The 23,385-nt window shown below is 37.3% G+C and carries 22 protein-coding genes and 1 pseudogene; 8 read left to right on the top strand and 15 right to left on the bottom strand.

The window, feature by feature from the left end; genetic code table 11:
* Nucleotides 1–21: 21 nt before the first annotated feature.
* Nucleotides 22–1,260 (bottom strand): diaminopimelate decarboxylase, encoded by a 1,239-nt coding sequence (lysA, locus tag LV716_RS13045; RefSeq protein WP_163418231.1) that lies wholly within the window; start codon nt 1,258–1,260, stop codon nt 22–24.
* 164 nt (nt 1,261–1,424) lie between these two features.
* On the opposite strand from lysA, the gene LV716_RS13050 reads away from it, so the two are divergent.
* The 5 genes from LV716_RS13050 to LV716_RS13070 all read left to right on the top strand — a co-directional run bounded on the left by LV716_RS13050 (nt 1,425) and on the right by LV716_RS13070 (nt 5,174).
* The gene (locus LV716_RS13050; RefSeq protein ID WP_163418232.1) at nt 1,425–2,063 is read left to right on the top strand and encodes an LON peptidase substrate-binding domain-containing protein; all 639 of its coding nucleotides are present in this window, start codon (nt 1,425–1,427) and stop codon (nt 2,061–2,063) included.
* Between the two features lie 142 nt (nt 2,064–2,205).
* Nucleotides 2,206–3,399 carry an ADP-forming succinate--CoA ligase subunit beta gene (gene sucC, locus LV716_RS13055; protein WP_163418233.1) on the top strand — a complete coding sequence of 398 codons (1,194 nt, stop codon included), beginning with the start codon at nt 2,206–2,208 and terminating at the stop codon, nt 3,397–3,399.
* Nucleotides 3,400–3,774: 375 nt separating this feature from the next.
* Nucleotides 3,775–4,113 (top strand): hypothetical protein, encoded by a 339-nt coding sequence (locus LV716_RS13060; protein ID WP_163418234.1) that lies wholly within the window; start codon nt 3,775–3,777, stop codon nt 4,111–4,113.
* Nucleotides 4,114–4,230: 117 nt separating this feature from the next.
* Nucleotides 4,231–4,632 (top strand): TerB family tellurite resistance protein, encoded by a 402-nt coding sequence (locus LV716_RS13065; protein WP_163418235.1) that lies wholly within the window; start codon nt 4,231–4,233, stop codon nt 4,630–4,632.
* A gap of 116 nt (nt 4,633–4,748) precedes the next feature.
* Nucleotides 4,749–5,174 carry an Hsp20/alpha crystallin family protein gene (locus LV716_RS13070; protein ID WP_163418236.1) on the top strand — a complete coding sequence of 142 codons (426 nt, stop codon included), beginning with the start codon at nt 4,749–4,751 and terminating at the stop codon, nt 5,172–5,174.
* A gap of 113 nt (nt 5,175–5,287) precedes the next feature.
* On the opposite strand, the gene uvrB is transcribed toward LV716_RS13070, so the two are convergent.
* The 4 genes from uvrB to LV716_RS13090 are packed head-to-tail and all read right to left on the bottom strand — an operon-like array spanning nt 5,288 to nt 10,823.
* Complete coding sequence (gene uvrB, locus LV716_RS13075) at nt 5,288–7,276, bottom strand: excinuclease ABC subunit UvrB (RefSeq protein WP_163418237.1); 1,989 nt, start codon at nt 7,274–7,276, stop codon at nt 5,288–5,290.
* A gap of 40 nt (nt 7,277–7,316) precedes the next feature.
* Nucleotides 7,317–9,059: a T9SS type B sorting domain-containing protein gene (locus LV716_RS13080; protein WP_163418238.1), complete on the bottom strand. Its 1,743-nt coding sequence runs from the start codon at nt 9,057–9,059 to the stop codon at nt 7,317–7,319.
* A 27-nt stretch (nt 9,060–9,086) separates the two neighbouring features.
* On the bottom strand, nt 9,087–9,920 hold the full coding sequence (locus LV716_RS13085) for an ABC transporter permease (RefSeq protein ID WP_163418239.1): 834 nt from the start codon (nt 9,918–9,920) through the stop codon (nt 9,087–9,089).
* Nucleotides 9,921–9,926: 6 nt separating this feature from the next.
* Complete coding sequence (locus LV716_RS13090) at nt 9,927–10,823, bottom strand: ABC transporter ATP-binding protein (RefSeq protein ID WP_163418240.1); 897 nt, start codon at nt 10,821–10,823, stop codon at nt 9,927–9,929.
* Between the two features lie 74 nt (nt 10,824–10,897).
* On the opposite strand from LV716_RS13090, the gene LV716_RS13095 reads away from it, so the two are divergent.
* Nucleotides 10,898–11,974: a hypothetical protein gene (locus tag LV716_RS13095; RefSeq protein ID WP_163418241.1), complete on the top strand. Its 1,077-nt coding sequence runs from the start codon at nt 10,898–10,900 to the stop codon at nt 11,972–11,974.
* Between the two features lie 133 nt (nt 11,975–12,107).
* Here LV716_RS13095 and LV716_RS13100 read toward each other — a convergent pair whose 3' ends face one another.
* From LV716_RS13100 to LV716_RS13130, 7 genes and pseudogenes are all read right to left on the bottom strand, one after another.
* Nucleotides 12,108–13,166 (bottom strand): nucleoid-associated protein, encoded by a 1,059-nt coding sequence (locus tag LV716_RS13100; protein ID WP_163418242.1) that lies wholly within the window; start codon nt 13,164–13,166, stop codon nt 12,108–12,110.
* 47 nt (nt 13,167–13,213) lie between these two features.
* Nucleotides 13,214–13,707, bottom strand: a pseudogene (locus LV716_RS13105) (hypothetical protein).
* Nucleotides 13,708–13,734: 27 nt separating this feature from the next.
* Nucleotides 13,735–14,769: a heme A synthase gene (locus LV716_RS13110; protein WP_163418244.1), complete on the bottom strand. Its 1,035-nt coding sequence runs from the start codon at nt 14,767–14,769 to the stop codon at nt 13,735–13,737.
* Nucleotides 14,770–14,811: 42 nt separating this feature from the next.
* Nucleotides 14,812–15,210 carry a four helix bundle protein gene (locus LV716_RS13115; protein ID WP_317167644.1) on the bottom strand — a complete coding sequence of 133 codons (399 nt, stop codon included), beginning with the start codon at nt 15,208–15,210 and terminating at the stop codon, nt 14,812–14,814.
* Nucleotides 15,179–16,621: a CCA tRNA nucleotidyltransferase gene (locus tag LV716_RS13120; protein ID WP_163418245.1), complete on the bottom strand. Its 1,443-nt coding sequence runs from the start codon at nt 16,619–16,621 to the stop codon at nt 15,179–15,181. The genes LV716_RS13115 and LV716_RS13120 overlap by 32 nt, the downstream gene beginning before the upstream one ends.
* Before the next feature lies 1 nt (nt 16,622).
* Nucleotides 16,623–17,183, bottom strand: a complete 561-nt coding sequence (locus tag LV716_RS13125; RefSeq protein WP_163418246.1) for an L-threonylcarbamoyladenylate synthase — start codon at nt 17,181–17,183, stop codon at nt 16,623–16,625.
* A gap of 14 nt (nt 17,184–17,197) precedes the next feature.
* Entirely contained in the window at nt 17,198–18,268 is a 1,071-nt protein-coding gene (locus LV716_RS13130; RefSeq protein WP_163418247.1) for a hypothetical protein, read from the bottom strand.
* A gap of 73 nt (nt 18,269–18,341) precedes the next feature.
* On the opposite strand from LV716_RS13130, the gene LV716_RS13135 reads away from it, so the two are divergent.
* Complete coding sequence (locus LV716_RS13135) at nt 18,342–19,175, top strand: glycosyltransferase family 2 protein (protein ID WP_163418248.1); 834 nt, start codon at nt 18,342–18,344, stop codon at nt 19,173–19,175.
* On the opposite strand, the gene LV716_RS13140 is transcribed toward LV716_RS13135, so the two are convergent.
* Both LV716_RS13140 and glf read right to left on the bottom strand, forming a co-directional pair.
* A complete protein-coding gene (locus LV716_RS13140) occupies nt 19,157–19,966 on the bottom strand; it encodes a glycosyltransferase family 2 protein (RefSeq protein ID WP_163418249.1) in 810 nt (269 codons plus the stop codon). The genes LV716_RS13135 and LV716_RS13140 overlap by 19 nt on opposite strands.
* Nucleotides 19,967–20,180: 214 nt before the next feature.
* Nucleotides 20,181–21,290, bottom strand: a complete 1,110-nt coding sequence (glf, locus tag LV716_RS13145; RefSeq protein WP_163418250.1) for a UDP-galactopyranose mutase — start codon at nt 21,288–21,290, stop codon at nt 20,181–20,183.
* 113 nt (nt 21,291–21,403) lie between these two features.
* On the opposite strand from glf, the gene LV716_RS13150 reads away from it, so the two are divergent.
* A complete protein-coding gene (locus LV716_RS13150) occupies nt 21,404–22,456 on the top strand; it encodes a beta-1,6-galactofuranosyltransferase (protein WP_163418251.1) in 1,053 nt (350 codons plus the stop codon).
* Nucleotides 22,457–22,486: 30 nt separating this feature from the next.
* On the opposite strand, the gene LV716_RS13155 is transcribed toward LV716_RS13150, so the two are convergent.
* Nucleotides 22,487–23,302, bottom strand: coding sequence for a 2,3,4,5-tetrahydropyridine-2,6-dicarboxylate N-succinyltransferase (locus LV716_RS13155; protein ID WP_163418252.1), 816 nt, complete (start codon nt 23,300–23,302; stop codon nt 22,487–22,489).
* Between the last annotated feature and the right edge of the window lie 83 nt (nt 23,303–23,385).

Here is a 23,385-nt window from a genome sequence, read left to right on the forward strand (position 1 = left end):
TATGTAAGCGAATATTCGTATTTATTCAGCTATTGCCTTTTCAGGAGAAGTGAACAGCTCCTTTACGTCCACCTGGTTTCTCAGGATATCATCAAATGTTTCCTGTTTTCTGATCAAATGCGCTTTTCCGTTATGCCAAAGTACCTCCGCAGGCCTAAATCTGGAATTGTAATTGCTCGCCATGGTAAAACAGTAGGCACCGGCATTCTTAAAACACAAAATGTCGCCTTCAGAGATTTCGTTGATCCTGCGATTGCTGCCAAAAGTATCCGTTTCGCAAATATAGCCTACCACGGAGTAGTAGCGTTCCCTTCCGTTGGTGTTCGATATATTGGTAATCTCATGCGCAGACCCGTAGAGCATTGGTCGAATAAGATGATTAAATCCAGAATCAATACTTGCAAAAACAGTTGAAGTGGTTTGTTTGACCACATTCACCTTTGCCAAAAAGTATCCTGCTTCGCTTACCAGGAATTTCCCGGGTTCAAAAGCCAGGGTCAATTCCTTGCCATACTCCTTACAGAACTTGTTGAAGCGGCGGGTGAGTTTTTTTCCCAATTCCTCAACATTGGTCTCTATATCTCCAGTTTTGTACGGTACCTTAAACCCACTGCCAAAATCGATAAAATCCAAATCCTTGAAGTTTTTGGCCGTTTCGAACAAAATCTCAGAAGCGTAGAGAAAAACATCGATATCCAGAATATCGCTACCAGTATGCATGTGGATACCGTTAATGTTCATTTGGGTTAGGTCCACAATACGCAATAGATGTGGAATCTGATGAATGCTGATTCCGAATTTAGAATCGATATGCCCCACAGAAATATTGGAGTTGCCCCCGGCCATCACATGTGGATTTATACGGATGCATACCGGTATGTTTGGATGTTTGCTCCCAAATTGTTCCAGTACAGATAAGTTATCTATGTTGATTTGAACTCCAAGTGCAGCAGCTTCCTCAATTTCTTCCAGGGAAACGCCGTTTGGCGTGTAAATGATCGATTCAGGTTGAAACCCAGCCATTAAGCCTAGTTTTACCTCTTGTATGGAAACGGTGTCCAGACCACTCCCCAAATGATTCATTAAACGGAGAATGGAAATATTGGAAAGTGCTTTTGCGGCATAATTGAGCCTAAGACTTCCAACACCCTTAAAAGCATTTGTCAAACGTTGAAATTGAGAATCTATTTTTTCGGCATCATAAACATAGATGGGGGCTCCAAATTCCGCTGTAATATTAAGTAAATCGTGGGAGTTCATAAGCTAACATTATTTGTGACAAATCTAAAGGTTGCGAACTAGTTGCGCAAGAATATTTTAAGAAAATGTAAATTTATAACAATTTGTTTTAAAAATAACAATTATTGTATGGTGGTGCTTGCCGCTTTAAACTTGTCATTGTAAATTTAAGGCAAATTACTAGGATGAAATTACCCCTATTCCCACTACAATCAGTTTTTTTTCCAGGTGAAACCGTTCCTCTACACATTTTTGAAGAAAGGTACAAGCAATTGATTCTTGATTGTAGGCAAGAAGCGGTAACTTTTGGAATTCCCGTTTTTATCAATAATACCATTTCGTATGGTACAGAGGTACAATTGGTAGAAGTGGTTACGACCTATGAGAATGGTGAAATGGATGTAGTTTGCATTGCCAGGCAAGTGTTTAAGGTACTTTCGTTTGAAAATCAAATGGAAGGCAAGCCCTATGCCGGAGGGGATGTACAATTTTTGGATATGAAAAATGATGCCAGCGACAAGCTTAGAAAAGAAGTATTGGACCATGTGGAGGAATTGTACGACTTAATGGATGTGCCGTTTACCAGAACCTCCCCAAAACAGTTTAATAGTTATTCGTTAGCGCACAAAATGGGACTTTCTTTTGAACAGGAATATGAGCTATTGCAGATTTCGAATGAAACTGATAGGCTTTATTTTATCAAGACCCATTTAGAGAATACAACTTCGGTGTTGAATGAGGTAAAACGCACTAAAGGAATTATAGAAATGAATGGGCATTTTAAAAACTTTGACCCCTTGGATTTTACGGATTTTAAGATTTAATCGACCACGGGCCACCCTGCTTATAATCGCTAAGAAGGTCAAAACTTTTATATCCTAAAATTCCCTATCAATTATTCTTTTTTAGCTTCAATTTGTCAATGTCGTTTTCTATTTTTGTTGTCGAACAAAAGTTAATGTATAGATGAATCTTCACGAATACCAAGGGAAAGAAATTTTAGCCAGTTTTGGAGTCAGAATCCAACGCGGAATAGTAGCACGTAACGCTAAACAAGCAGTAGATGCTGCCAAGCAGCTTACACAGGAAACAGGAACGGGATGGCATGTCATAAAAGCCCAAGTTCATGCAGGGGGCCGTGGTAAAGGCGGTGGTGTTAAGTTGGCAAAAAACTTGAAAGAAGTAGAAGAGATTGCGGGAAACATCATAGGTATGAACCTTATTACACCGCAAACCTCTGCGGAAGGAAAGAAAGTGCACCAAGTCCTTATTGCTGAAGACGTTTACTACCCGGGTGATAGTGAGACCAGTGAATTTTATATGTCCGTTCTATTGAACAGGGGAACTGGCAGGAACATGGTAATGTACTCCACCGAAGGAGGTATGGATATTGAAGAAGTGGCCGAAAAGACGCCACATTTGATATTTACGGAGGAAATTGACCCGGCTACGGGATTACTTCCATTTCAGGCAAGAAAGATTGCCTTTAATCTTGGACTTTCAGGAACTGCTTTCAAAGAAATGACAAAGTTTGTTTCATCACTTTACAAGGCATATGTGGAAAGTGATTCCAGTATGTTCGAGATAAATCCGGTCTTAAAGACATCCGACGATAAGATAATGGCCGTGGATGCCAAGGTTTCTATCGATGATAATTCTTTGTACCGAAGAAAGGCTTACGCAGAAATGAGGGATTTGCGAGAAGAAAACCCAATTGAAGTCGAGGCACGTGAAGTAGGATTGAATTACGTGGATTTGGATGGTAACGTTGGCTGTATGGTGAACGGTGCCGGACTTGCCATGGCGACCATGGATTTAATCAAGATGGCAGGTGGTGAACCGGCCAACTTTTTGGATGTAGGTGGTACTGCGGATGCCAAGAGGGTAGAGGAAGCTTTCCGAATCATTTTGAAAGACCCCAATGTAAAAGCTATACTTATCAATATTTTTGGTGGTATCGTTCGTTGTGATAGAGTTGCGCAAGGGGTAGTGGATGCCTATAAAAATATGGGAGATGCCATAAAAGTGCCTATCATAGTTAGATTACAGGGTACCAATGCAGAATTGGCCAAAGAAATTATCGATAATTCTGGATTGGCCGTACATTCGGCAGTACAATTTCAAGAAGCGGCTGATAAAGTCAAAGAAGTGTTGGGTTAGTTAGGATACCTAACAATCCTTAATGATACTTAGGGCAACGTTTAATTAACGTTGCCCTTTTTTTGTATCGCTAAAAGTTTGCGTTAAGGTTTCGTAAATCTTCAGTATTCTTCTAAGATGCATAGAGGGTTTTTCTACTTTTTGAAGCTTTCCATGAAAGATTCTTAGCACACGGTTCTTAGCTTAAAAAAGCTCCAATATTAGGTAAGTGTTATTGAATTTAAGCATGGGTTAAATCAAATTTTTGTGTAAAGTTTTTCTGAAAATAGAACTTAATTTTGCCATGTCTTTGCAAAGAAACGTTCTTCAAATTTTGAATAAATAGCTGTAAAACAGATTTATATGAAATCATTGAATAGAAATCAAAAAAATATCATGAAAAGAACCCACATTGCTTTAGTTATCTTTTGTTTATGTATCTCTGGAAGTATTCTTGCAAACAGAGACAATACAATCGACCCTTCAGAGAATCTTTCAATACAAATTCAGATGCTATTGAAAAACAATTCTTTTCAGTTAGCTGAAAATGAATTGATGGCCGCCAAAGTACGTTTCACCATTAACAAGGAAGGTGAAATTGTAGTGTTGTCCGTTTATACTGAAAACGATATGTTAGAGGGATTTGTCAAGGGACGTTTGAACTATAAAAAAGTAACGGTTGGAAACGTAATTGAGGGAAAAATATATACGATTCCTGTAAAGATTACGGCTTAAATAGCTAGGTAATATTTGAGTTAGTTGAAAATCCCGGAAATCTCCGGGATTTTTTTATACACTAAAATCATGTGTTTTGGAGTTATGTACTTAAGATTACTTGCCAACTCCACAATAATGGGAACGTATAAAGAGAAATTGAGTATACTTTCTGAGATGATTGCCTTTGCTAGGGTGGATTATTCCCTTAAACAATCGGAATACCAATTTTTACTTGGCGTTGCCTCTAATTTAGGAGTAGATAAAGAAACGTTCAATAAACTTCTCAAAAAAAAATCGCCAAAAGTTGTTCTTAAAACACAAGCTGAGCGAATCGTGCAGTTCCATAGGTTGTTGCTGCTTATGAATGTGGATAAAGAACAGCACGACAAGGAAATCAGCACACTTCATAACATAGGGCTCGCAATGGGGCTTCCACCATCGGCTATTGGACAGGTTTTAGAGGTGATGCATAAGTATCCCGATAACATTATTCCAGTAGACGTACTTATCAACATTTTCAAGGCGCATTACAATTAATGCCATTTTGGCACTATAATTTGTTAATAAAATGTCAAAATGACATATTTATTGCAATGGTATGGGATTTGACTATAGCAATGTGATTTTAATGTTTAATATAAAAATGTATCACCATGAGTATAGTAAAAAGAAATAACGTGTTTTTCCCATCACTAATGAACGATGTTTTTGGACCGGATTGGTTTGGAGGAATTGAGAATCAAAAAACCTTTGTTCCTTCAGTAAATATTAAGGATAACACGGAAGCATTTGAATTAGAATTGGCCTTTCCCGGTTTCAAAAAAGAAGATTTTAAGGTAGAGGTCGATAATGATGTTTTGACAATTTCAAGTGAAGTGAAGTCCGAAAATGAAGAAGTAAAAGACAATTACACTAGGAAGGAATTTTCTTTTTCTTCCTTTAAGAGAGCCTTCACTTTACCGGAAACAGTAGATGGCAATAAAATTGATGCTAGCTACGAAGATGGAATTTTAAAGTTGACACTTCCTAAAAAAGAAGAGGCACTGCCAAGACCCAAACGATTGATTTCTATCGGGTAATTAAAGAAAAAGAAGAATGCACCATTTAGGTGTTTCATGATGATTGGTTTAGTTGGTTAGTTAGTTTGGAAGCGCGTTTCCGCACAATTTTGGTGTAGGGAGCGCGCTTTCTTTTATTCGCCTTCTTGTAAAACCTTTATTTCGTCCCTAAGCTTTGCGGCTTCCATAAAGTTAAGTTCTTTGGCCGCTTTTTCCATAGCCTTACGCTTTTCACGTACCATCTTCTCCTTCTGGTCAGGTGTAAGGTATTCCAATTCTGGTTCTGCAGCACGTAACTCTTCTTTTTGAAAATGATACGTGGAAACCGAATTTTTGGCCAAGGCACTGTCGAGGCTCTTGTTCAAGGCCTTTGGAACAAGATTGTTTTCTTTGTTATAGGTCATTTGTTTTTCCCTACGATAATTCGTCTCATCTATGGTTTTTTGCATGCTCTCTGTTACGATGTCCGCATACATGATAGCTTTTCCATTTAAGTTGCGCGCTGCGCGACCCACAGTCTGGGTCAAGGAGCGATTGCTCCGTAAAAAACCTTCCTTGTCCGCATCCAGGATGGCTACAAGCGAAACTTCTGGCAAATCCAGACCTTCTCGTAGTAAGTTAACGCCTATCAAAACATCAAAAATCCCTTTTCGTAAATCTTGCATAATCTCTACACGTTCGAGCGTATCTACATCACTATGAATATAACGACAACGCACATCGATTCGTGTCAAGTATTTTGCCAATTCTTCAGCCATGCGTTTGGTAAGGGTCGTTACCAAGGTTCGTTCATCTTTCTCTACGCGCTGCTGTATTTCCTCTACCAAATTATCAATTTGGTTTAAGCTTGGCCGTACTTCAATGATGGGATCCAATAAACCCGTTGGCCTGATTACCTGTTCCACATAAACCCCTTGGCTTAGCTGTAATTCGTAATCTGCTGGAGTAGCACTTACATAGATTACCTGATTCTGTAATGCTTCAAATTCTTCAAACTTGAGTGGTCTGTTGTCCATTGCTGCCGGTAACCGAAATCCGTATTCCACAAGATTCTCTTTTCTTGAGCGGTCACCACCGTACATGGCATGTACTTGTGGTATGGTTACGTGACTTTCATCAATAATCATTAGATAATCGCCCGGAAAGTAATCCAATAAGCAGAACGGCCGTGTACCAGGCTCCCTGCCATCCAAATACCTGGAATAGTTTTCGATTCCTGAGCAGTAACCCAGTTCACGTATCATTTCCAAATCAAAGTTGGTGCGTTCTTCCAAACGTTTTGCTTCAAGGGGCCTTCCAACTTCTTTAAAGTAATCTACCTGTTTTACCAAGTCATCCTGAATCTGATGAATGGCATTTTGGAGTATATCCGGCGAGGTAACGAACATATTAGCAGGGTAAATATTCAGGGAATCATAGACCTCTATAACATTATTGTTAAACGGGTCCAATGCCTCTATTTCCTCTATTTCATCTCCAAAAAAATGAATACGGAACGCATGGTCGGCATACCCGGGGAATACATCCACAACATCTCCCTTGACCCTGAAATTTCCATTTCTAAAATCTGCGGTAGTTCTTGAATAGAGACTCTGTACCAATTGTCTTAAGAACTTGGTTCTCGATATGACTTGGTCTCTGTGAATTGAAATTACATTTTTTTGAAATTCTATTGGATTTCCAATTCCATACAAACACGATACCGATGCCACGACCAAAACATCTCTACGACCTGATAATAAAGATGAAGTTGAACTTAGCCTTAGTTTTTCGATGTCTTCATTAATGGACAAATCTTTTTCAATGTACAGTCCACTGGTTGGAATGTATGCTTCAGGTTGGTAATAATCGTAATAGGATACAAAGTATTCAATAGCATTATTGGGAAAAAACTGTTTGAATTCAGAATACAGTTGGGCGGCGAGTGTTTTGTTATGGGCCAATACAAGAGTAGGGCGCTGTACTTGTTCCACTACATTGGCTACGGTGAATGTTTTACCGGAACCTGTGACCCCAAGCAGTGTTTGGTGGGGTTCTTTTTCTTTGATGCCGTCTACCAATTGTTGTATGGCTTGCGGCTGGTCACCTGTTGGGCTAAAATCAGATACTACTTTAAACTTCATTCCTTAAAATTACAAAGCAAAAAGCTATCGCAAAAAAAATCTAACGCCTTAATGTAAAATGCCCCTTAAATTCTCTTTTATCAATCCCAATTGCCCTGTACCAGTAGTCGGAAGATGGTAACGGACGTCCATTCAAAAGACCGCCCCAACCAACGGATTCCGAAGTGATCTGTGAAATAAGATTTCCATATCTATCGAATATCGAAATGGATGTTATTTCAAAATCTTCAACATTTGGTGGAAGCGCGAATTGCCAAAAATCATTGATGCCATCTCCGTTTGGGGTGAAAAATTTTGGAAAACCTTCGGAGATTAAATCTTGTTCAACATCTTCCGAAAGTATACAGCTATCTTCATTTTTATCCCTAACATAGACTGTATTGTTTCCGATGGGTACGTTGGTGAAAATATTACTGTCTTGATAGGGCCCATTTATATCGTTTAGTGCAAAATCATACTGGCTGTTTCCAGAAACATTTACGGTCAATCTCAGATTATCGCCATCTCGTTCTACATCGATGGAATTAATATTGGGTCCAGATATAACATCAACCATAAACTCTTGGGATGAAGTACAAGGAATATTGTTCCCGTTGGGGTCAGCAAAATTAGTAACATCCAATCGATAAAGGCCACCTTCGGATATTTCTACCTCCGAGGTTTCTGATAGCAATTCGATTTCTGTTCCTCCAGATGTAATGCTTGCCCACCTGTAGGTTTCGGCGATAGTGTTTGTAGATAAAGTGATCGGAGGGGAATTTTCGCAAATTACAATGTTCTCTTCAACATCCAATTCTGGAAATAGGGTGACAATTTCTCCTGTTGTCCTATCCAAAAAAGGTCCACAGCCCAAAGCAGTTGAAAACACTTCTTGTTGACAATTTAGCGCTTCCCCTAATTCATTTTTAGGGATAATAGTAATGAAAATAGAACGATTTGCTTCAAATTCTAAAACAGGTAACATTGTGTCAAATACTTCTCTTTCACGCAATATCTCCCTTCCGTCGGGAGTAGTTCCAAGGCTGACCAAATAGCTACGTGCTCCAGATACAGGTTCCCATTGTAATATCACCGTCAATGGTACATCTGAATCTCCATTTTGAGGAGAAATAAGCCTCGTGCATCCCAAGTTTATTTGTATATCTTGTGTTGTAAATGATTGGACGGTGCAATTCGTAGCATCTCCAACGGTATTAAAAGGTATTATGGTCACAAAGATTTCGGTATCGAGTGGAAAATCGTTGGGAGGGTCAAAAGTTAGCACATTACCAATATTTTGTGGTCCAAAAATTTCAGAACCTCCCATACTTGTTCCTATACTCAATCTATAATCTGTAGCTTTTGGAGCATAGTTCCATCTTATATTCGACCTGAAGTTCACATCAATTTCGCCATCAATAGGATTCCTTAATGTTGTACAATCTGGTACGATACTAACGTTTTCTGTCGTAAAGGATTTGCTGGGACATACGATACTTGCAGTCCCATCGAAAAACAACAATGTAATTGTTACATGAATCTGTGTGTTACTAGGAAGTCCGACCGGTGGAGTGAAAAAATTTGCACTACCTACATTTCGCTCTGATTGAATATCTTGTGCACCTGCGGTTGTACCTATTGCTATGGAATAACCCGCAACACCAGGTATTTCTTCCCAGGATATTACTGCTTCTATCGGGACGCCAGTTACTCCTTCTAAAGGATTAAGGAGGGATGGACAACGCTGGGAAAAAGCAAAAATAGGGATTAAAAATAATCCTATGTAAAGCAATTTTTTTAGCATTTGACAAAAATCAAACACTACAAGATACTACAAATCACGCTTTTTTAACAAGGCATAGGATAAATAGACGAAAATTGCGGTCCAACCGAGAACAATAAGAATTTCGTACAGCTGTACTTGATAGTCCAAACTAATGCTTTCTCCCACCTGATTAGCCACGGTTTGTACAGCTTCCAATCTAGTAATAGGTTCCTTGATAAGGTTATACATGGATTGTAAGGGAAAGAAGCCCATAACAATTTCCGTGGTCTCTTTGTCAAATAATTTCCATCGTATCAACCCAGTAATAATCCCTTCCATAATTTGCCAAATAACCAGAAACCCCAAGGAAAAAGCCGAACGTTTTACAAGAATGCCCAAAAACAGACAGAACGAGAAGAAACCGACAAGCTTAACGAAAAACGCCAATAAGAATTCCAAATCGGAAAATATGATGGACAGTTCATCGTAATCCGAATAAATAGATCCTAAAATAAGTGAAACCACAAATACAAAAACAGTGGACACCAAAGCAAAGGAAATCACGGTCAGGAATTTTGAAAGAATAAACTCCTTTTTGGACAGGCCATCGATTAAGTTCTGTTTAATTGTTTTGTTGCTGTACTCGTTTGCCATCATCGATACAATGACGATTGCCAAGAACAGTTTAAAGAATGCGGTTACGAAAGTGTTGAAATGCCAGATATAGGGAAAATTAAAAATTCCGATTTCTGCTAAATGAAACTTTATAGGACCAATGTCAAACTTGATGGCAGCGACAAGGGCGATGGAAGTCAACAAGAAAAAATACGATGTTATCAATATTTTACTTGCCCTATTGTTCCAAAGTTTTATAAATTCTATGTGAAGTAATCGTACCATCCGTTATTAGTTATTTTTGGTCAAGGTTAAAAATTGCTCTTCAAGACTTTCTTTTCGTTTCACAAGATGTGATAATACCATACCATCTTTGAACAACATTTTGTTAAGTTCCTCTGCATTCATTTCTTCTTTTAAGAAAGCGGTCAAAATGCCGTTCTCTCGAGTTATTTTTCCAAAGCTTGCATGGTTTTCCAATAAGGATTGGAGTTTTTCCATATTGGTCGTCCGTAACTCAAAGAAACCATGGCTGGCAAGCATACTGTCCACCGGACCGGAATATAGCTTTTCGCCTTTTCTGAGAATGACCACATGGGAGCAGACTTTTTCCACCTCGTCCAACAAATGGGAAGCAAGTAAAATGGTTGTGCCTCGTCCGGCTATTTTTTTGATGATTTCACGAATTTGATGAATACCTTGAGGGTCCAATCCGTTGGTGGGTTCGTCCAAGATGAGAATTTCGGGGTCATTCAATAGGGCAGAGGCAATGGCCAAGCGTTGTTTCATTCCTAAAGAATACGTTCTAAATTTACTGTCTTTCCTATCCCATAATCCCACCAGTTCCAGTTTTTCCTGAATCTTCGTATCTGGAACTTCTTTTATTTTGCAGACCAACTTTAGATTTTGAATGGCTGTCATGTATGGGTAAAAGTTGGGTCGTTCAATAATAGCCCCAACTTTTTTTAAGGCTTCGTGTGTGGATGTGTTGCCATCGAACCAACTAAATTCTCCAGATGTTCTGTTGACCACGTTTAAAATAATCCCCAAAGTGGTGGATTTTCCGCTGCCGTTAGGCCCAAGAATACCATAGACATTTCCTTTTTCTATGGTAAACGATAAATCTTTTACGGCAGTTAAGTAACCAAATTTTTTGGTCAGGTTGTTAACGGTGAGTATTGTCTCCAAGTGGGAATCGTTTTTTGATTTGTTTATAGTAACTTGACGAAGTATTATCAATTTTGTTACAAAATAGGGAAAGAATGTCCGAGGAAAAATTAATGTCCAAGAAAAAGCCTGCATATCCAGTACATAAAAAATTGGATAGCTATCTGGCGAAATACAATAGAAAAATTGAGATTCCTATTTTTTACGATGACTTATTGCGTTTTGCAGGTTCCGTTGCAGTTTATGACGATAATGGGGATGACACGTTGTGGATCAGGGTATACTACTCAGAATTTGATAGGGACGAAATTGATTTGAGCCTGAAGAAGGTGTACTCTATATTGCATTCAGACGGTAGTGAACGTATTTTGGAGTATTTGAACGTTGATGCCGTGGACTATTGCACCTTTGGAAATTCCAAACCCTTTCGAATAAAAGTGCGTAACATTCTCAATGATAACTACACGCATTTCTACGTAAAGAAAACAGATGCTTCACGGGTATATGGGCTTGAGTTGGAACACATGCTCTCCCCGTATAACTTGAATTTTTTGGTGTATAAAGACACGTTGATAGAAGAACATATCCCAGGAATACCAGGTGATGTTTTCATCAAGGATATTTTGCCCACTTGCAGTGAAAGGGAGCAGGCACAGTTGGCAAAGGAGTTCGTGAAATTCAACGAGCGCTGTATGATACGCTTGCTTGGTGATATGCGCTCCTACAATTATGTGATAATACCTGTCCATGATTTTGATCATGTAGTGTACCGCATACGTGCCATAGATTTTGATCAGCAATGTTTTGAAGGCAAGTTTAAAGTGTATCTGCCCCAGTTTTTTAAGGAAAACTTAAAAATGGTCGAGTTGGTAACTTCCAGATTACAGGAATATTCCGTGGATCAATATAAAATAGAAGAGCGTTCCATAGTTGCAAAGCGAATCATAAGTTCCGGGAACAGAATAAGAAGGTTGATAAATTGTATTAAAATTGATGATATATCCCTTCCAGAAAATGTTGGTCGTCTAAAAGAAGAGCTCCATAATTATACGATGGATGTAAGCTTCAAAAAATGTGAGACCATGGGGCAGATAGTTTCTACGGCATTGGATTTTGTTCGCCGCAATTACGAAGACGTGAGCATGCGACAGATCATAGAGAAGAAGTTTTAGCTATTAGCGTCATTCTGAACTTATTTCAGAATCTATTCTCATTTGAAAGGGGATACGAAAAACCGAACAATCCAATTGTCTAAGTATCCAGCAATCCAATTCTTTGACAGGCTTAGGATGACACCGTTATTTCTTAACTTTTCTGCTCTTTATTGAAGTATACCAGATAATAATACATCTGTTTTTCTTCATCCCACCCCTTTTCAACAAACTTTTCTGCCGATTCAGGATTTATAAAATCCATTTTTATTTGGATGTTGGTGTCTAGGTTGATGACATTCTTTATTTTCTTACGCGCATCGGATACCGCTTTGTTGGCAATATCAAAATTTGAAACATCTTCGATACTATATTTCGGTCCTTTTTCAACTTTATAGTGTTTGAACTCTGGAATGAGCTCGGGGTTTTCCAACACTTCGTTCAAAAAGCTGCTCTCTTCAAATTCGTCATTTTTGGCAAAATGGTTTACGGCCCTGTTCATGAACATCACCTCTTGCTGTTTGTCCTCGGCGGGCAGCACCACATCTTTGGCAAAATTCTGACAGAATTTTAAATAGTTTTTAGTGTAGAAGTTTTCGTCCGTCAATGGTATCAGTCCAAGAAAATTCTCTAGCCAATATTTTGCATCATAACGATTACTGTCCACGGACAATACTTTATAGCCGTCTTCTTTATTTAGATTGAAAACAATACATCCCTTATCCAATTTATTGATATTGATGCCTTGACGAATCAGAATTTCTAGATTTTGCTCATTCTCCTTGAACTGCAAGAAGTCGTGTTTTAATTCACTCTTAAAAATACCTACTGCTTCGGTTTTTTCATTGTCGATTACCATGTCCGAAAAATGAACGATATAAACTTCTCCGCTTTTAATATGCGGATGATTGGATTGTTCGTAAAGATGTGTGGTTATCTTTTTGGAAATGGAATGTGCTTTTGATGGATTTTCAAAAAGTTCGGCAACCGATTTAAAGACTTCATTAAACTCCAAGTCTACTTCGTTGGAAAATCTAAAGTAATTTTCTTCTTTTTCCCTAAAGGGTTTAAAAAAGTATTCTTTGAGCAACCCGGACATTTCGTCGTTCAGTAAAAAGGGTTCTGCCGATAAAAAGATAGGTTCACTTTTGTTTTTATTGCCAACGCTATGTAATGAAACACTTTCAATTTGGGCAGGGTATAGGTTTAGCATCGTTGCGTTTTACTTAAAGTTTTGGTTAAATATAAATTGAAAATGGCTTAGTTCCAGTTTTCATCAAAATCCAGATCATCATAATTGTCAAAGGAATCATCAAAATCGACCGAAGGTTTTGATTCAAACTTTTTTTCGGGGGGGAGTCCGGTAACTCACCAAAACTGAACAATATATTTGGATATGATCTGTTATCTTCTTTCTCCGTAATGTCTGCCAGTTCAACAAAAAAGGTCCACATGCTGAAAAAATCGTACACATAAATCATTTTTGGACTTTGTTCAGTAAGTACATCGTCCACATTGGTCTCATTCATCAATCGAACGTCCGAACCGGTCTCGCTCAAATCAAAGAGAGCAATTTCCTCGTCTTGGTTCCATTCTTCGTCACAGGTATAAAAAGAGGCCATTTCACTGCCACCAAAGCCAAAGGCCTGCGTAATCGCATTATGGAATTCTTCAAGTGTACTGGAATCCTCAATCTCAATATCCCTAAAGATATCTTCCTCGGCATCAAGAATTATCCTGATTTTATAAATCATCCAAAAGATTTTAGAGTGAGGGCAAAGTTACGAAGTTTTAGGGCTTCTCTTTATAATTATTGTTTCCAAAATCAAATAGAATTGAACACCAAAAAGTAACGATGCCAAGACCAAATGTGCTGGTTGACTTCCGAAGGGGAAATCAATATAATACATGGCCATGCCAGTTAAAATTTCGAACCCGATTAGGGCAACGACCCAATTTATCTTAGGAAGGTTCAGTTTCTTTTTCTTTATGATGAACCACAAATAACCATTTGTCAACAGCACTAAAATTGACAATGAACGATGAACATAAAATTGGAAAGTAGGATCCAATAGCCATAGATTTTTTGCATTTTCCCCTACGACTCCAATTTGCTCGTCCACAAATTGCCTCACCTGAGTACCCAAGACTATTTGAATTAGTGTCAGTAGTAAGGTCGCTACCAGAAGGTAATTAAGTGGTAGAAAAGTATTTTCGGGTTTTTTATCGGGTTTAGTTATGTGAATGATATAGAGAAGAAACGCAACAATAACCAACGCCATGACCATATGAAGCGTAATTCTAACGGGTGCCAAAAGCGAGTATACAACGGTAGCTCCAAGCCATGCCTGGAATCCCATTCCAAATACGGTCAACCATGAAAGAAGTGTGATGCTTTTGTCCGTATTCCAAAACCTAAAGGAATAAACGGCGAGAATCAAGGTTGCCAAACCTGCTAGTGCCCCAAGCAATCTATTTATGTATTCAATCCAGGTATGCCAAACATTGAATATGGCATAATCGTGCTTGGTATAGGGTCTCCAATTGGCACCATCGTATGTGTTTTTGGTCGTAAAATCAGATTGTGCTATTTGTAAAGTTTCGTCAAGGATGATTACCTGTCCTTTTTTGAATTCCCTATCGGGTTGCCATTTTAACACTGCTTCATCTGTAGGGGGTATATAGTATCCAAAACATTTAGGCCAGTCGGGGCATCCCATACCACTTCCGGTCATACGAACGACCGCTCCCGAGATGATGACCAAATAGACTAAGATCAAGGTGATTTTTGCAATTTTTCTAAAAGTCATTTTCATTTTTATAGTTACTGAGCAACACAGCTAAAAAAGTTTCAAAGTTTATTCGGCTATTTTTCTGATAAAACTTGATAACATTCTTTCAATTTCTCTTGAATCTTCATAGACTTCTTTAAAATCTTTGTCAGTAAGAAATTTCAAATTGTTTGCTATTTCTAATTGAGTTTGAAGTTCGAACAATGAACTAATTGAAATATTAAGAAATTTTAGATAATCCTTTTTTCCTTTTCTTCCATATCCTTCGGCAATATTGCTAGGTACTGAAATTGCACTTCGTTTGATTTGTGAAGTTAATCCGTAGACTTCTTCTTTTGGAAAGTAACCGGTTTTAGCGTATATCTTGGTCACTAACTTCATTGCTTTTTGCCAAATTTTTAAATCTCTGAATGTAGACATATAAATAGCTCTGTTACTTTGAGGCTTTACTACTTGTGCTAACAAGTCCCATTTTTTTTCCTTTTTCAAGCATAAACTGATAGGCTGCTTCATGTTCATTGGGAATTTCGCCTTCTAGAATGGCTTCTTTTATGGCATCTTTGATGATGCCTATTTCTTTGGAAGGCTTTAAGCCAAAGACTTTCATGATTTCTTCTCCGGTAACGGGGGGTTGAAAATTCCGGATATGATCTCTTTCTTCGACTTCAACAATTTTCTGGCGAACTAGCTTAAAGTTGTTCCTGTATTTCTTTTGTTTCTTTGGATTTTTTGTGGTGATGTCGGCCTCACAAAGTGTCATAAGGTCATCTACGTAGTCTCCAGCGTCAAATACCAATCTACGAACGGCCGAGTCGGTTACATATTCTTCTGAAAGTACTATTGGCCTAGAACTCATTAATACCATTTTTTGTACAAACTTCATCTTATCATTAAGCGGCATTTTCAGTCTCTTAAAAAGCTTATAGACCATTTTTGAGCCTACAAACTCATGCGCATGAAATGTCCAACCAATTTTTTTATGGAAACGTTTTGTAGGAGCTTTGCCAATATCGTGCAATAAGGCAGCCCAGCGTAACCATAGGTCATCTGTGTTTTCTGCAATATTATCGACCACTTCCAATGTGTGCCAAAAATTATCTTTATGGCGTTGTCCTTCAATTTCTTCAATGCCCTGTAGTGCTTTGAGTTCTGGTAGAATAATGGGTAAGAGTCCGGTTTGGTGCATTAATTTAAAACCTATCGAAGGCTTTTTGCTTAGTATAATTTTATGGAGCTCATCAACAATTCGCTCTTTTGAAACAATTTTAATACGTTCCTTATACTCGGATATGGCCTTTAGGGATTGTGTTTCGATATTAAAATTTAGCTGGGTGGCAAACCTAATGGCACGCATCATGCGCAATGGGTCATCGGAATACGTAATAGCGGGATCAAGAGGGGTCCTTAAAATCTTATCTTCTAAATCTTTTTTGCCATTGAAAGGGTCAAGGAGTTGTCCAAAATTTCTTTGGTTTAATGCAAAAGCCATGGCATTGATTGTAAAATCCCGGCGATTCTGATCATCTTCCAGGGAACCATCTTCTACTAATGGTTTTCTGCTATCGCGATTGTAGCTTTCTTTTCTGGCTCCCACAAATTCCAGTTCTAACTCTTGGTGTTTGATCATTGCAGTGCCAAAATTCTTGAACACGGATACCTTGGGCTTACTCTGTAATTGGACCGCTACTTTTTGGGCCAGTTCAATTCCGCTGCCTACGGCCACGATATCTATATCCTTCGGAGTCTTTCTATTTAAAAAAAAGTCCCTAACAAATCCGCCTATCACGTAAGTGTCAATCTTCAATTCATCTGCGGTATTTCCGATAAGCGAAAAAACGGCGTTGCGGATGGCCTCTTTATGGAATTCCTGCGTCATTCTATACCCTGATTACCTTGACCTGACCATCATTACTAAGCTTAATTATGGATGAAGGGGAAGGATTTTCTTTTTCTAGTTGCAAATTTACCACATAGTCCACTCCTTTTAAAATTTCTGGGTAGATCTCTTTTGCAAGATTAGGTGTCGGAGCACCTAAGATTTCTATAGATGTAGAAACTATCGGTTTCCGAAACTTGTTGATCAAGTATTGGCAGAATTTATCTGAAGCTACTCTAAAAGCGAGCGTATTATCTTTGGCAACAAGGCTTTTTGCTATTCCTTTGGGTCTGTCAAAAATTATGGTGGTGGGTTTATTGGCTAAATCCATGATGTCATAGGCAGCCTCAGGTACTTCGGTCACATGACGTTCTACCATAGCTTGGTTGGAAACTAAGCAAACAAATTGATTGGCATCCACGCTTTTTATGAGTTCATAGATCTTTTCGACAGCTTTTTCATTTGTAGCATCACAGCCTATACGCCATCCGGTTTCAGCGGGGAAAAGGATTGAGTCTCCTTCTTTTAGAACTTTTATGCAGTTATTGATTTCTTCAACCATATTAGGAATTACTGTTACTTTTCCAAAAAATTGATATACTTGTTTTTCTGTGCTTCAAAATTCCACTTTTCACCGTCGTAAGGTTGTTTATATTTCTCAGAGTTTTTGCAAATATTTTTTAAAACTTTGGCCAGTTCCTCAACATCATTATAAAAAACAGCATGTAAGTTGAAATCTTCAATATGACTTAGTCCTTTAGGAGAAATCAAATTTTTTCTGTAAGCAAAAGCCAAATTATAACTACCCATTATTTTGTATTTGGAATAGTTTTCCCCAACATGTTTTAGTGGAAGCAAAACATAATCTGACTTGGAAATATATTCATGAAAAAGGGCATCCTCAATAAAGGAATCGAAAAGAACGAAGTTGTCCCGTACACCATTTGACTTTATGTTATCAAGAAATTGTTTATTTTTTTCTTCTGACCCATTGGTTCTGCCGAGAATCAGGATTTTTATATTTTCAACTGGTTTTATTTGTAAAAGTGCGTCGGTTAATATATCATAATCCCTTCGATTAAAATCTAGCTTTCCCGGTATGCTTATCCAGATTTCTTTCTTTGGTTTTGAAATGTTTGAAGTAGAATATTCAGGAAAAAAAATGGGGTAAAAGCTACTCAATTCTATTGACTGATTTTTCAAGTCGTTTGAATCCAATAAGAAATCATTTAAGACAAAGAATTTTTTTATCGCCCTATTGATCAGTTTCTGAGATAGGCTATGGTTTACCTTTTTCAAATTGTGAAGAATACCAAAAAGATTAGCTTTTCCTTTTAGGAGATTACTCAAAACTATTACCTCTAATCTTGAACTTGCCGTATTAAAGACTACGGTTTCTACTTTGTTTTTTGAAAGATACTTTGATAGCTTAAAAATTTTATTAATTTTTTCAAGAATGTTTTTAGTTGATTTCCCATCGTAAACAACACTTTTCTCAACTAGATGCAAATACTCATTGGCCCTTTCTAGAATTTGGGGACTTACGATAAGTGTGATTAGGTATTCCGATTCCTTCAAGAATTTAATCTGAGAGTATATACACTCATCATGATACGTGTTAAATTCAATAAGAGCGATTTTTTTCATAGGTTAAAGAGAAAGAATGAAATCGTATTGTAAAGTTATCCTTTAAATTACAGACTTTACTATTTTTGTCAAGATGAATATAGAAGAAAAAGACCCTCCTAAAATATCGGTTATTGTCAGTACATATAATTCTGAAGAATGGTTAGAGAAAGTGCTATGGGGCTTTAACTATCAAATATTTAAGGATTTTGAAGTTGTCATTGCAGATGATGGCTCTGGACCTAAAACTAAGACGTTATTGGATGCAATGGCCAAAAAGGTTTTTTATAACATAGTACATGTTTGGCAAGAAGATGAGGGTTTTCAGAAATCAAGAATTCTTAACAAGTCGGTAGAGGCGTGTAATGCCGATTACATCATTATGACCGATGGGGATTGCATTCCAAGGGAAGATTTTGTTGAAGTTCATTATATCAATAAGGAGAAAGGTTATTTTATTTCTGGAGGGTATTATATGTTGCCCATGAATATTTCCAAAATGATTAGCAAAGAAGATATTGAGCAACAAAATTGTTTTAATATCAATTGGCTGAAAGAGAAAGGCATCCCAAAAACCTTTAAAAACAACAAGTTGACTGCTAAAGGTTTGATTTCCAATTTCTTAAATACATTTACTCCGACAAACGCCAGTTGGAACGGACACAATTCTTCTGGATGGAAGAAAGATATTCTAAATGTAAATGGTTTTGATGAGCGTATGCAATATGGCGGTCAAGATAGAGAGTTGGGGGAACGCCTGTTCAATTTTGGATTAAAATCAAAACAATTGCGATATAGTGCTGTTTGCGTACATCTTGACCATAAAAGAGGGTATAAAACACCTGAATCTATCAAAAAGAATGTAGCTATTCGTAAAGAAACTAGAAATAAAAAATTAGTGTGGAGCCATTATGGCATTACTAAATAATAAGTGAGCTCATTTTTCTTTTCCAGTCTTTTCAATTCTCTAAATCTTTCTAGAACCCCTAAAGCATTCAAATAGGAAATCGTAAACCCTCTTTTTCCGTCCAAGAATCCAAGTCTTAAAAAGTAATGGTTAAAGAATTTCCATAAGGGTTTGAAAGTCATAGCAACATAACTGAATTTTTTTTCTTTATAAAAAGCTTCTTTAGCCTTTAACTGGCCATAACGAAGCATTTTCCCTTTGTAATCATTATAATCTTTGTAGCAATAGTGTGTTAGTCGTTCTTTTAGAATACCAGAAGTTCCATCCACTTCCAAGGTTTCATGGACAATCTTTTTGTCCGTAAAATGCGCTTTACTTTTTCTAAATAACCTATGGTTTTTATCTGTTTGCCAACCACTATAATTTAATGGAGTGTTTTGAAACATAAATTTGCGGTAGAACCAATAAGCTTCATGGGCATTTGGGTCATTTATAGTATCTAAAATTTCTTTTTCAAGTTTATCGGTAACGACTTCATCAGCATCCACAAACAGTATCCAATCGTTTGTAGCTTGCTTAAGGGCAAAGGATTTTTGTGCTGTAAAATTCTCGAATGGATTTTGGATAACCTTTACTTTGGGATGATTGGTTAAAAACTCATAGGTTCCATCCGTACTATAAGAATCAACGACAATTATTTCATCGGCAAATGATATGGACTCTAAACATCTTTCGATATATCCTATTTCATTATAAGTAATGATCAATGCCGATAGTTTTTGCTCTGGGTTGCTCAATTCAAATTTATTCATTGGTGAACTATTACAAAATTATAACAAAATAATGGGGTAAAAATTGTTTATCGTATTATTTTCTTACAACAATCGAAAATGTTAAACTCCTACTTTATTGAATAAATTTTAACATTTAAGCTGTTTTTTTTGGTTTAAGTCGTCTGCTATTAATGAGATGAAAAATGGATATAAGGTTGCGCCCAAGGCAAAATGAAATTGGTTATTTATCTGCTTAATTGAATATTTTTTTGGTTCTGGCCAAAGCGGCTCCAATAATTTGGTGCATGTCATAATACTTATACTCAGCCAGTCTACCTCCAAAAATAACCTGATCTTTTTCGGACATTTCCTTATAAGCTTTGTATAAATTGGTATTTTTAGTATCGTTGATGGGATAATATGGTTCATTTTTTATTGAGGCTTCTAAAGGGTATTCTTCTGTGATAATGGTATTTTCTTGATTGCCAAATTCAAAGTGCTTATGTTCTAAGATGCGTGTGTAGGGAATGCTGGCATCTGTATAGTTTACAACAGCGTTCCCCTGAAAATTGGACTTCTTTAAAATTTTGTGTTTAAATTCTAAGCTTCTATATTCCAATCTACCGAGAGAATAGTCATAGAATTCATCTATTTTTCCGGTAAAAACAATGTTGTCGGCTAAGTTGCTTAAGCTTTTTCTATCTTCAAAAAAATCAATTCCAGTTCTGCATTCAATTCCATTTAATAGTCCATTTGTAAGCATATTGTATCCGCCAATGGGTATGCCTTGGTAGGTGTCGTTAAAATAATTATTGTCGAACGTAAAACGCAGGGGCAGCCTTTTAATAATAAAAGCGGGAAGTTGTGTTGCCTTTCTTCCCCACTGCTTTTCTGTGTATCCCTTTATCAGTTTCTCATAAATATCTTTTCCAACCAAGGAAAGTGCCTGTTCTTCAAGATTGGTTGGTCGTTTTGTTTTGTGTTCTTTGGTTTGTTTGTCAATTATTGCTTTAGCTTCATCTGGTGTTTTTACGTTCCAAAGTTGGTGGAAAGTATTCATATTGAACGGTAGATTGTAGAGAGCTCCTTTATAATTGGCCAAAGGGGAATTTGTATATCTGTTAAAGGGAACAAAACTATTCACATAGTCCCAAATGAATTTATCATTTGTATGGAATATATGAGCTCCGTATTTATGGACATTTATACCTTCAATGCTTTCACAGTAGGTATTTCCACCAAGATGATTACGTTTGTCGATTACTAAGCACTTCTTACTTTTTTTGGTTGCTTCATGTGCAAAAACGGCACCAAAAAGCCCGGCACCAACAATTAGGTAGTCGTATTCTCGATTTTTGGACATATAAAACAAAAATTTCACCAAAGATAGGATGTTGATGAAAAATGAGAAGTATTTTATGACTAATGATGATACCTTAAAAGAGATATATTTGCAAAAGCAAACCTAACCTAAATATGCGATCTAAAAATCTTTTCTATGTTTCAAGAAATTATAAGTTTTCTAGAAACGCCGCTTCCAAACCAAAAATGGATTGCGAGACTATTTTGACGAAAGTGGGCTTTAAAAATTTAGGTTTCAAACAAAGTAACCACCCAAGTTCTGCTGTTGGTGCCGTTATAAGCTTTTTTGGTATCATGAAAGGTCTTCTTCGTTTGCCTTTTGGCTCTATATTTTGTATGCAGTATCCATTGAGCAAATTTTTTAATCTGGTTGTTTTTTTTGCTTCTTTTAAAAAATGTACGCTTATCATTATTGTCCATGATGTTAAATTCTTAATGGGGAAAAGAAAAGATGCAGCTGGTGAAATAAGAAAGTTTAATAAAGCTGATTATTTGATAGTGCATAATGAATCCATGAAAAAGTGGTTTGAAGAGAATGGTTGCAAAGCAAAAATGGTAACCAATGAAATATTCGACTATATACACCCTATAACAAAAGAAATTCCTAAAAATGATAGCATGCCTGTTGAAGTTGTTTTTGCAGGAGGTCTGGGTAAAGAAAAAAGCGAGTTTTTATATAGTACGGATAATTTAGGGCATGAAAATTATGTGCTAAAACTATATGGAGGAGGGTTCAACAAGGAAGCTGTTGACCCAAGTTCTTCAATTTTAGATTACCAAGGCGTATTCTCACCAGATGAAGTTATTGACAAAATATCAGGATCTTTTGGCTTGGTATGGAATGGTAATTCGATTGATGAGTGCTCTGGCGAATTTGGTAAATACCTGCAATACAATAACCCGCACAAGACATCATTGTATTTGCTCTGTGGGTTGCCTGTAATCATCTGGAAAAAAGCGGCAATGGCCAAATTCATAGAAAAAGAAAACTTAGGGCTGACCATAGATTCTTTAAGTGATTTAGAAAAGACCTTGGACCAACTATCCAACGAAGATTATTCGACAATCATGAAAAATGTAAAAATCGCCAGAACTAAAATAGCCAAAGGTCATTATTTGAAAGCTGCAATGGAAAAAGTCTTGCAGCTTCACTTCAATGATATTTGAGTTTTCTATTCTGGCACCAGCAAATAGCATTTAAACAGCTACATCGTGTTCTCTTAACGCATTATTGAGAGAAGTTTTCTTATCTGTACTTTCTTTGCGCTTACCAATGATCAAGGCACATGGCACCTGATATTCGCCTGCTGCGAATTTTTTGGTATAACTCCCTGGAATCACCACTGATCTTGCAGGAACCCTACCTTTAAGTTCAATAGGTTCTTCTGCTGTTACATCGATTATTTTTGTTGATGCGGTCAGTACGACATTGGCGCCTAGGACGGCTTCTTTTTCAACACGTACACCTTCAACAACAATACATCTGGAACCAATAAAGGCATTGTCCTCAATAATCACGGGAGCCGCTTGTAAAGGTTCTAGGACACCACCAATACCTACACCGCCACTTAAGTGTACATTCTTCCCAATTTGCGCACAACTCCCTACGGTTGCCCAAGTATCTACCATAGTGCCCTCATCTACATAGGCACCTATATTTACATAGCTGGGCATTAAAATAGTTCCTTTGGAAATGTAGGCACCATGTCTTGCCACGGCGTGCGGAACAACACGAACACCTTTTTCTTGATATCCTTTTTTTAGTGGAATTTTATCATGGTACTCAAAGATACCTGCTTCTAGAACCTCCATTTGCTGTATGGGAAAATAAAGGACAACAGCTTTTTTGACCCATTCATTGATCTGCCAACCGGAATCGCTTGGTTCTGCACAACGCAACATTCCTAAATCTATTAGATTTATGACTTCTCTAATGGTATCTTGTATGCTAGCTTCTTTCAACAATTCTCTATCGTCCCAAGCTTTTTCTATGATTGACTTTAATTGATCCATTTTTATAAAAAATTTTGACAAAGATAATGGGCTCATCAGAATAATGGGGACTAATTTAAGTCTATAACATTTTTAGGTTTATT

This window comes from Flagellimonas sp. HMM57, assembly GCF_021390175.1.
Classification (GTDB): Bacteria; Bacteroidota; Bacteroidia; order Flavobacteriales; family Flavobacteriaceae; genus Flagellimonas.